8 protein-coding genes, 1 tRNA gene and 2 pseudogenes are annotated in these 9,643 nt (G+C 64.6%); 6 read left to right on the forward strand and 5 right to left on the reverse strand.

The features are described 5' to 3' along the window. Positions 1 to 2: 2 nt before the first annotated feature. Positions 3 to 1,619, forward strand: coding sequence for an NAD(P)/FAD-dependent oxidoreductase (locus tag NFV80_RS14355; protein ID WP_296759099.1), 1,617 nt, complete (start codon positions 3 to 5; stop codon positions 1,617 to 1,619). Between the two features lie 35 nt (positions 1,620 to 1,654). Here the strand turns inward: NFV80_RS14355 and NFV80_RS14360 are convergent, their stop codons facing one another. The 5 genes from NFV80_RS14360 to NFV80_RS14380 all read right to left on the reverse strand — a co-directional run bounded on the left by NFV80_RS14360 (position 1,655) and on the right by NFV80_RS14380 (position 6,947). Beyond that, on the reverse strand, positions 1,655 to 2,641 hold the full coding sequence (locus tag NFV80_RS14360) for a hypothetical protein (protein WP_296759102.1): 987 nt from the start codon (positions 2,639 to 2,641) through the stop codon (positions 1,655 to 1,657). A gap of 260 nt (positions 2,642 to 2,901) precedes the next feature. After that, a tRNA-Val gene (locus NFV80_RS14365) sits at positions 2,902 to 2,978 on the reverse strand. Between the two features lie 106 nt (positions 2,979 to 3,084). Continuing rightward, positions 3,085 to 3,699 (reverse strand): outer membrane lipoprotein chaperone LolA, encoded by a 615-nt coding sequence (gene lolA, locus NFV80_RS14370; RefSeq protein ID WP_295326164.1) that lies wholly within the window; start codon positions 3,697 to 3,699, stop codon positions 3,085 to 3,087. After that, a complete protein-coding gene (locus NFV80_RS14375) occupies positions 3,696 to 6,218 on the reverse strand; it encodes a DNA translocase FtsK (protein ID WP_296759105.1) in 2,523 nt (840 codons plus the stop codon). Before NFV80_RS14375 ends, lolA begins: the two co-directional genes overlap by 4 nt. A 24-nt stretch (positions 6,219 to 6,242) precedes the next feature. Beyond that, entirely contained in the window at positions 6,243 to 6,947 is a 705-nt protein-coding gene (locus NFV80_RS14380) for a cyclic nucleotide-binding domain-containing protein (protein WP_295326172.1), read from the reverse strand. A gap of 29 nt (positions 6,948 to 6,976) precedes the next feature. Here NFV80_RS14380 and NFV80_RS14385 point away from each other — a divergent pair, with 29 nt between their 5' ends. The 5 genes and pseudogenes from NFV80_RS14385 to NFV80_RS14405 all read left to right on the forward strand — a co-directional run bounded on the left by NFV80_RS14385 (position 6,977) and on the right by NFV80_RS14405 (position 9,374). Next, positions 6,977 to 7,120 carry a hypothetical protein gene (locus NFV80_RS14385; protein ID WP_295326161.1) on the forward strand — a complete coding sequence of 48 codons (144 nt, stop codon included), beginning with the start codon at positions 6,977 to 6,979 and terminating at the stop codon, positions 7,118 to 7,120. Next, positions 7,117 to 8,082 (forward strand): thioredoxin-disulfide reductase, encoded by a 966-nt coding sequence (gene trxB, locus NFV80_RS14390; protein ID WP_295326159.1) that lies wholly within the window; start codon positions 7,117 to 7,119, stop codon positions 8,080 to 8,082. The genes NFV80_RS14385 and trxB overlap by 4 nt, the downstream gene beginning before the upstream one ends. A gap of 69 nt (positions 8,083 to 8,151) precedes the next feature. Then, positions 8,152 to 8,736: a Smr/MutS family protein gene (locus NFV80_RS14395; RefSeq protein ID WP_295326157.1), complete on the forward strand. Its 585-nt coding sequence runs from the start codon at positions 8,152 to 8,154 to the stop codon at positions 8,734 to 8,736. Further along, positions 8,699 to 8,830, forward strand: a pseudogene (locus tag NFV80_RS14400) (type II toxin-antitoxin system RelE/ParE family toxin); the annotation flags it as partial. The gene NFV80_RS14395 and the pseudogene NFV80_RS14400, both read left to right, overlap by 38 nt. 98 nt (positions 8,831 to 8,928) lie before the next feature. Further along, a pseudogene (locus NFV80_RS14405) lies at positions 8,929 to 9,374 on the forward strand (DUF29 domain-containing protein). Positions 9,375 to 9,643: the final 269 nt, after the last annotated feature.

Genomic DNA, 9,643 nt, shown 5'->3' on the forward strand with positions numbered 1-9,643 from the left:
GCATGCTGCGCGTCAGCGAAATCCGTCTTCCGATCGATCATCCGCCGGCCGCGCTTGCCGGCGCGGTCGCCGCCCGCCTCGGAATCGCCGAGGAGGCGGTCGGCGAGCTCAGGGTTTTCCGGCGCAGTTGCGATGCGCGGCGGACCGGCGCCCCGAGCTTCATCTACAGTGTCGACGTGGCGGTTCCCAACGAGGCCGCGCTGCTCGAAAGATTCGCCGACGACCCGCAACTACAGGCGACGCCGGACATGCGTTACCGTTTCGTCGGCCGGGCCCCGGCGCAGCTCGCGACCCGGCCGATCGTCGTCGGTTTCGGTCCGGCCGGGATTTTTGCTGCGCTGATTCTCGCGCAGAGCGGTTTCCGGCCGATCGTCCTCGAACGTGGCAAGGCGGTGCGCGAGCGCACGCAGGATACCTGGGGCTTGTGGCGGAAGAAGCTGCTCAACCCCGAGTCGAACGTGCAGTTTGGCGAAGGCGGTGCCGGCACTTTTTCCGACGGCAAGCTGTACAGCCAGATCAGGGACCCGAAGCACTACGGGCGCAAGGTGCTGGAAGAGTTCGTCAAGGCCGGCGCTTCCGCCGAAATCCTCTATGTCGGCAAGCCGCATATCGGCACGTTCCGGCTGGTCGGGATGGTCGAACAGATTCGCCACGAGATCGAGCGGCTTGGCGGCGAGGTGCGCTTCCAGCAGCGGGTCACCGGTCTGCACAGCGAACGGGGCAGGGTGCGTGGCGTGACCCTGGCCTCGGGCGAGGAGCTGTGCGGCGAAGCGGTGATCCTGGCGCTCGGTCACAGCGCGCGCGACACCTTCGAGATGTTGCACCGGGCCGGCGTGCATCTGGAGGCGAAACCGTTTTCGATCGGCTTTCGCATCGAGCATCCGCAATCGCTGATCGACCGGGCGCGTTTCGGCCCGCACGCCGGCAATCCGCTGCTCGGTGCCGCCGATTACAAGCTGGTCCACCATTGCCGCAACGGGCGCTCGGTGTACAGCTTCTGCATGTGTCCCGGCGGCACCGTGGTGGCCGCGACTTCCGAACCGCAGCGAGTGGTGACCAACGGCATGAGCCAGTATTCGCGCAACGAACGCAACGCCAACGCCGGCATCGTCGTCGGCATCACGCCGCTCGATTACCCTGGCGGGCCGCTGGCCGGTGTCGAGCTGCAAAGGCAACTGGAGGCGCGCGCCTTCGAACTCGGTGGCGGAACCTACGAAGCACCCGGACAACTGGTCGGCGATTTCCTTGCCGACCGGCCGTCGACCCGGCTCGGCCGGGTGCTTCCTTCGTATCAGCCGGGCGTTCGTCTGACCAATCTCGCCCGCGCCTTGCCGGACTACGCGGTCGCCGCGATTCGCGAGGCACTGCCCGCCTTTGATCGCCAGATTCGTGGTTTCGCGATGCCCGACGCGGTGCTCACGGGGGTCGAGACGCGTACCTCGTCCCCGGTGCGCATCACGCGTGGCGACGACTGCCAGAGCGTCAACCTCAGGGGTCTGTATCCGGCCGGGGAAGGCGCCGGCTACGCCGGCGGGATTCTCTCGGCAGCCGTCGACGGCATTCGCGTGGCCGAGGCAGTGACGCGCGAAATGCTAGCTGCCGCTGTGCGTTCCGGCTGAGCGCCGGCGACATGCGGCCACCGGCGCGCCGCCGGTCAGCTTGCGCTGCTGGCTGGCCGGTCGGCTTCCGGTTTCTTCACCACTTCCGGTTTGCCCATGCCGTGGCGTAGGTTCACGACCTTGTTGAGCAGGTCGAACCAGAACGGCGCACCGAGCGAAATGGCCAAAGCGGTCAGCACCCAGCCGAGCCCGCGACTTCCCCAGCGCCAGACGGCCGGCGGCAGCCACGAGGCGGGCGACGATTCCTTGTCGTCCGGCCTCTCCGACCAGCCGATCGGGAGTTTGCCGAGCGAATCGTTGCGGCCCTGTACAGCGTCGACGAGACCGGTTAACGGGGCGCAGGCGGTGTCCGCCTTGCGTTGCTGGGGCGTCAGCGAGAGGCAATGATTGAAGGTCTTCTGCGACGTACTCTCGGTGATCTGCACGCCGAGGGAGACGGTTGCGTCGCGGGTATCCCGGTCGCGATAGAGTTGCTCGGTCAGGGTGATCGTGTCGATGTTCAGCCCGATCGCGACGGCAAGGCCGATCCAGAAACTGATCGTTTGCAGGTAACGCTTGTACTTACCGCCAAGTACGGTGAGCGAGCGGTCGGCCCACTCGCCCACCGCGGTCACCAGCGCGTCGGTGCTGCTCCCCGCGGTTGCTACCAGCGCCTGGAGTTGCTTTTTCAGCGCGCTGTCCGGCAATTTGTCGATCGTGTCGGATGCACGCCGACAGGTGTCGCCGGCCGTCGAACCGATTGCCAGGCCACCGACCAGCAGGTGCGCGAGAATATTGGGATCGATGTAGGACGGAGCCCGGCCCGCCTGTGCATCGAAAAAGGGCTTCAGCGCCGGACTGTGTTTGAGAAGCTCGCGGACATCGGCGTCGGCGATCAGTTCCTTGAGCGAGTCGCAGAGCTGCTTGCCGCGGAGATTCAGCAGTTGGGCCACGTACTCGTTGATCACCGTCACGAAGAGGCTGGCGCCAAGATAGACCAGGCTCAGCCCGATCGCGACATCGACCCATACCGTCAGATTCACTTTCCGTCTCCCCGGCGATCAGTACCCTGTTTCGCGCGCGTCCTCGCTGCGCTTCCGCGCTGCCTGATAGCGCTTGTCGTGCCAAGGGGATGGTAGCAAAAAAACGAAGGCCGGCGGAGTTATCCGACGCGGCGGTTCAAGAAGAGGGAGAGGGGAGCCCGCCGCCTCGCGAGCAGCGAAGCCACGAGCTGCCAGTGTGGCAGAATCAGTTGTCCTCGAGGGATTTTAGACCACGGAAACCGATGCCTGGGATGGTTTCGTGGTAGGCGCGATTGGACTCGAACCAACGACCCCCACCATGTCAAGGTGGTGCTCTAACCAGCTGAGCTACGCGCCTGCCGTGAAGTCAAGGGTGCATGCGACTTCAGGGAAGTGCGCATTATACGGTGCGCGAACGGCAAGTCAAGCAAACCTGCGTCGCAAACCGGCGGCGTCGTATCCCGTCATTCGCCAATCACGTCGGCGTTGGCCGGCGGGATGAAGCGGAACAGCGACGGCGCGAGGCGGGGATTCCGTTCGATATGCGCGAAGCGCAGCGAAGTGTTCTGGCCGAGGCTGTCGAGCAACTCCATCGCCCTCAGCTCGCCACCGGCAAAGCCGATACGGACGCGGTCGAAACCGCTGTCCTGCGCCTTGGGAATCGCTTCGATCCACTCCAGCCCGTCCCGTTCGCCGGCCTCACGCAGCGTGAAATTCTTCTCGATCACGGTGTCGCCAGCGAGCAGCGAAGCCGGGGTTCCGCCGAGCGCTGCTCCCGCCTGCTTGACCGTGACCTGACGCAGATCGGGGTCGTGGATCCAGACTTTCTCGCCGTCGCCCACCAGCAACTGCGAATACGGCTTCTCGATCTGCCAGCGGAATTTTCCCGGGCGGGAGAACATCATCACGCCGCTCGAAATTTGCGGCTGGCGTCCGCTCCTGCCCACCACCGTCTGCGTGAAATCGGCGCGCAAGGTCCGCGTCGATTCGAGGAAGCGGTGCAGTTGGTCGATCGCGTCTGCGCGCGCCAGAGCGGCGGCGAGCAGACAGACCACTGCGAGAACGCTGCGCCGGATCATTCTTCTTCCCGCCGAGCAAGGACCTCGCGGCCGCCGCGGGCGTCCATGGCGGAGACCAGGCCGGCTTTTTCCATTGCTTCGATCAGGCGTGCGGATCGGTTGTAACCGATTCGCAAGTGACGCTGCACCAGCGAGATCGACGCCCGCCGGTTTTTCAACACGACTTCTACCGCCTGGTCATAGACCGGATCGGCCTCGCCGTCGCTATCGGCGCCGCCGTTTTCGCCGGCACCTTCGCCATCGTCGTCGGCGCCGGCGCCGGTCAGGACGCCATCGACGTAATCCGGCGCACCCGTCTTCTTGAGGTAGTCGACGACGCGATGCACTTCATCGTCGGCGACAAAGGCGCCATGCACGCGGGTCGGATAGCCGGTGCCCGGCGCCAGATAAAGCATGTCTCCCTGACCGAGCAGGGTTTCCGCACCCATCTGGTCGAGAATGGTGCGCGAATCGACCTTCGACGAAACCTGGAAGGAAATGCGCGTCGGGATGTTGGCCTTGATCAGGCCGGTGATCACGTCCACCGATGGCCGCTGCGTCGCCAGGATCAGGTGAATGCCGGAAGCGCGCGCCTTTTGCGCCAGGCGGGCGATCAACTGCTCGACGGTCTTGCCGGCAACCATCATCAGGTCGGCGAGTTCGTCGATGATGACGACGATGAAGGGCATGGTGGACAGGGGTTCCGGCGCGTCGGGAGTGAGCGATACGGGATTGGGAATCCTTTCACCGCTCTTCGCGGCGTCGCGAATGCGCTGGTTGAGACCGCCGATATTGCGCACGCCCATCGCCGACATCAGCTTGTAACGCTTCTCCATTTCGCCGACGCACCAGTTGAGCGCGTTGGCAGCCTGCTTCATGTCGACCACCACCGGTGCGAGCAGGTGCGGGATGCCCTCGTAGATCGACAGTTCGAGCATTTTCGGATCGACCAGGATCAGCCGCACCTGGTCGGGTCCGGCCTTGTAGAGCAGCGACAGGATCATCGCGTTGATCCCGACCGACTTGCCCGAACCGGTCGTTCCAGCGACCAGCAGATGCGGCATCCTGGCCAGGTCGACAACCAACGGCTGGCCGCCGATGTCCTTGCCGAGGGTCATCGTCAGCGGCGAGTTCATGTCGTGGTATTCGGCGCTGGAGATGATCTCGAGCAGGCGAACCGTCTGCCGCTTGGGATTGGGCAGTTCGAGTGCCATCGACGATTTGCCGGGAACCGTTTCCACGACGCGTACCGAAATGAGCGACAGCGAGCGCGCCAGGTCCTTCGCCAGATTGAGAATCTGCGCTCCCTTGACGCCGACTGCCGGTTCGATCTCGTAGCGAGTGATCACCGGGCCGGGGTAGGCAGCGGTGACGGCTACCTGCACGCCGAAGTCGGCGAGTTTGCGTTCGATCAGTCTCGAAGTGTATTCGACGGTTTCGGCGCTGACGCGGGTATTCTGTATGGGCGCGGGTTCAAGCAGGTGGAGCGGCGGCAGCATGCCGCCTTCGACTGCCTCCGGGAATAGCGGCGGCTGCCGCTCGCGTTCGATCCGCTTTTCGACTTTTGCCGGCAGCCGCGGCGGGATCGCCGCTTCGACGTTCGCGTCCAGCGCAGGTTCGGGCGGCGTGCCGTCGGCGAGGTCGGCCGGTTCGTCGGCGAGCCTGGGCTCTTCGCCGCGCTCGTCCGCCTCGGTAGTTGCCGCCGGCAGGGTGACGGGCTCGCCGTGCAGGCTCGGTTCTTCCGCACGCACGCCGGCCTTCGCCGGACGCGAGCGGACTTCCGGCTTTTCGACAGGGCCCGCTGCGTGCGTTTCGCCGCGCTTCTTCTCGCCCTCGACTACCGCCTCGCGCTCGCGCGCCACTTCGCGGCCGATGCGCCGGTCCTGCCAGCGCTCGAAGAGGGTGCGCACGCCGACGACCAGCGCCTCGAAGACGGCGCCTACGCGTTCGGCGGCAGTGATCCAGGACATTCCGGAAAAGATGCTCCAGCCGAGCATCAGCAGCGAAACGAGCGTCAGCGTCGCGCCCGTGTACCCGAGATAGCGCACGGCAAGAGTGCCGAGTTCGATCCCGATGACACCGCCGGGTCCGACCGGAAGCGTCGCCCGGAGGCTGTAGAAGCGTAGGTTTTCGAGCCCGCTGCTGGCGACGATCAGGACGAGAAAGCCGGCCAGCGCTATGTACAGCGGTCGCCGATCGGTCGGCCGCTGGCCGTCGAGGCGCCGATAACCCCACCAGACGAAGACCAGCAGCAGAACGACGGACCACCACGCAGACAAGCCGAAAACGTAGAGCAGCAGATCGGCCAGCCAGGCGCCGCTACGGCCAGCCGGGTTGTGCAGTGTCGCCTTGTAAACCGCGTGCGACCAACCGGGATCGGAGCGATCGTATCCCCACAGGGAGAGCGCGATGAAGCTGGCGACGACGATCAGGACGAGCCAGCGCGACTCCTGCAGCAAGGCCGCGATCTTCTCCGGCAGCGGACTCGGTGTTCTCGCCGGGTACGCCATCCGGCCGGCAAGTTTGGTCAGCAGGGCCATGGGTTGCCGCCGATCTTGTGCAGGTCAGGGTCGATGCGTGGGAGCGTCCGGCGACGGCAGGCGCTTTTCGAGAATGACGATGCGGCCTTCATCGACGCGGAAGTAGCCGCGATTCTCAAGATCCTTCATCACCCGGCTGACCATTTCGCGCGAAGCACCGATCATCTTGGCGATGTCCTGCTTGGTCAGCCGGCGCTTGATCACGCGCACACCACGTTCGTCTTCCGAGAAGTCGATCAGCAGTTTGGCGACCCGACCATAGACGTCGAGCAGTGCCAGGCTCTCGATGTTGCGGTCCGCTTCGCGCAGGCGCTGCACCAGGCTCTTCATGATGTTCAGGCAGAGGTCGAAATTCTCGGCCAGACAGCGCTTGAAGTCGTTCTTGGTGATCACCAGCAGTTCGCAGGCTTCGGTCGCCATCACGTCGGCGGAACGCGGGCTGCCGTCGATCAAACCCATCTCACCGAAGAACTCGCCGGGGCCGAGCAGTGTCAGAATGACCTCCCTCCCTTCTTCGTCGCTGTTGAGCACCTTGGCGCCGCCGCTGATCAGTACGTAGAGCGAGTCGGTGCTGTCTCCGGCGCGCACGATGGTCGTCTGTCGTGGCACCCGGCGACGAAAGGCGACTTTGGCGATCTGCTCGAGCTGTACGTCGGGAACGCCGGCAAAGATCGGGATGCTGTGCAGCAAAGTCAGGCTGGGTCCTCTGCGGGGTTGTTCGACCTCCATGTTCATAGACCATTCTTTCATCAATTGAAGTGATTTCTATCAAGGGCTTGCGCCGCGATTATAAGGCACTTTGCAGCTTTGCGAAGAAATCCGGAGACGAACTCGACCGCGAGGCGGCCAGCGTTGCCGGTTATAATTTTTCCCTGATCCAATACCGGAGCGAATCCAAATGAGCGAAGCGACCCGTCACTGCCGCCTGTTGATCCTCGGATCCGGACCTGCCGGCTACACTGCGGCGGTATATGCGGCGCGTGCCAATCTGAAGCCGGTATTGGTCACCGGCATCGCCCAGGGAGGCCAATTGATGACCACGACCGACGTCGACAACTGGCCGGCCGACGCCCAGGGCGTGCAGGGGCCGGAGCTGATGCAGCGCTTCGAGGAGCATGCGCGTCGATTCGCAACGGAAATCATTTTCGACCAGATTCATACCGCGCGCCTGACCGAGAAGCCGTTCACGCTGATCGGCGATTCCGGCACCTACACCTGCGACGCGCTGATCATCGCGACCGGCGCCTCGGCCCAGTATCTGGGGCTGCCTTCCGAAGAGGAGTTTGCCGGCCGTGGCGTGTCCGCCTGCGCCACCTGCGACGGCTTCTTCTATCGCGACCAGCCGGTCGCGGTGATCGGCGGCGGCAATACCGCGGTCGAGGAGGCGCTGTACCTGGCGAACATCGCCAGCCACGTGACCCTGGTGCATCGACGCGACAGGCTGCGCGGCGAGAAAATCCTGCACGACAAGCTGTTCGCCAAGGAGCGAGCCGGCAAGGTGACGATCCGCTGGAACTGCACGCTCGACGAGGTGCTCGGCGACCAATCCGGGGTGACCGGCGTCCGCCTGCGCAACAGGCTCACCGACACGACCGAAGACCTGGCGGTGATGGGCGTCTTCATCGCCATCGGGCACAAGCCGAACACCGAGCTGTTCGTCGGCCAGCTGGCGATGGACGGTGGCTACCTGCTGACCCGGTGCGGCCAGCAGGGCAACTTCACGGCGACCTCGATCGCCGGCGTCTTTGCCGCCGGCGATGTGCAGGATCACATCTATCGCCAGGCCTGCACTTCGGCTGCCAGCGGCTGCATGGCGGCGCTCGATGCCGAGCGCTACCTCGACAGTCTCGGGCTGACCGGCTGACGCCTGCGCGCTGTCAGGGACGTGCGCATCGGGACCTTCCCGGGGAGAGGAAGAGGATCGCTGCCAGCCATGACTCGGCGACACCAACCCACTGCGGAGGATCTGGCCGCCTTTCGCGCCGCGGTTGACGGCGCGATTCCCTTGCGCAGGTGCGATCGGGTCATCGTCGAAGTGCCCAAGCCGAGTCCGCGACCGCAGCAGCGCGAACGCGACGAAGCCGCCGTGGTCGGTGAGCTGCTGCATGGACCGTTGGCCATCGATGACTGGCTCGACCTGGGCGGTGCCGACTCGTTCCTGCGCAGCGGGCTGCCGCGTACCCTGCTGCGCGATCTGCGTCGGGGTCGCTGGAGCATCCAGGATCATCTCGATCTGCACGGCATGAACCGCCACGAGGCACATGCGCGGGTGTCACTGTTCGTCGCGCAGGCGCGGGCTGCCGACAAGCGCTGTCTGCGCATCGTGCACGGCCGCGGCCACGGCTCGCCGGGACGGGAAGGGGTTCTGCGGCAGCTGGTCAAGGCCTGGTTGAGTCGCTGCCAGGACGTTCTCGCCTTCTGTCACGCGCCGCCCAGCGACGGCGGCGATGGCGCGCTGTGGGTCCTGTTGAAGGCGGGAGGCAAGCGAGCTGGCCAGCCTGGGAGTTCCACCCGGTAATCGACTCGAAGCGCTGAAGAATGATCGCAAGGCCCGGCACAGCATTCGCGTCAATCAGCAATGGCGCTTGTGTTTCGTGTGGCGTGAGGACGGGCATACCGGACATCGACTTGTCGCCCAGCCGTATGGAAGTTGCTGTCACAGTTCGTTGGGGATGATGCCGCGACAAGACTCTTGCCACAGGAGGGCGGAGTGAGCACAAGATACGAGACGGATGTGATGGCGTGGGCCAACGAACAGGCCCGGTTGATTCGTGCCGGTCGCTTTGATCTGCTCGACCTCGAGCACATCGCGGAGGAAATTGAGGACGTGGGCAAGAGCGAACAGCGCGAGCTGGCAAACCGTATGGCCGTCCTCTTGGCCCACCTGCTCAAGTGGCAATACCAGCCAGATCGACGCGGAAGCAGTCGGGTACGGACGATCAAGGAGCAGCGCAAGCGCGTCTGCTCCGGCTCGAAGAAACCCCCAGCCTGTCAGACAAACTCAACGATGTGCGGTGGTGGTCCGACGTATGGGCAGATGCGGTTTCTCAAGCGATCTCGGAAACCGGTGTGGATACCTTTCCGGACGAATGCCCCTGGGTCGTCGCGGAAGTGATTGGGCCAGACTGGTTGCCGATCGAACGAACCACTGATTGAATCACCAGCCATCCCTATAGCGGGGTTTGGCGTGAAAGCACGGGCCGTCCGAACCTCGTCATTCCGGCGCAGGCCGGAATCCAGTGCGGTAGCGTCTGGGCACCGGCCCAGGATAGCTACATGCGGCAGATACAGCAAACTCCGCGCCAAGGCTTGCTGGTTGCGCTTACCCTGTCCCAGATCTCCGCGACTTACCACGAGCGGTCGGAGTCGGGTCGTGACTTTAGCCACTACAAGCTAACCAGTGGCAAGAGTCAAGACTTGACCCC

The organism is Accumulibacter sp., from assembly GCF_023806565.1.
Taxonomy (GTDB): Bacteria; Pseudomonadota; Gammaproteobacteria; order Burkholderiales; family Rhodocyclaceae; genus Accumulibacter.

Bases quoted from the DNA above. Each gene is read 5' to 3' on its own strand.
- NFV80_RS14355 (WP_296759099.1), top strand. From the start codon at position 3: ATGCTGCGCGTCAGCGAAATCCGTCTTCCGATCGATCATCCGCCGGCC.
- lolA (WP_295326164.1), bottom strand. From the start codon at position 3,699: ATGATCCGGCGCAGCGTTCTCGCAGTGGTCTGTCTGCTCGCCGCCGCT.
- NFV80_RS14375 (WP_296759105.1), bottom strand. From the start codon at position 6,218: ATGGCCCTGCTGACCAAACTTGCCGGCCGGATGGCGTACCCGGCGAGA.
- NFV80_RS14380 (WP_295326172.1), bottom strand. From the start codon at position 6,947: ATGGAGGTCGAACAACCCCGCAGAGGACCCAGCCTGACTTTGCTGCAC.
- trxB (WP_295326159.1), top strand. From the start codon at position 7,117: ATGAGCGAAGCGACCCGTCACTGCCGCCTGTTGATCCTCGGATCCGGA.
- NFV80_RS14395 (WP_295326157.1), top strand. From the start codon at position 8,152: ATGACTCGGCGACACCAACCCACTGCGGAGGATCTGGCCGCCTTTCGC.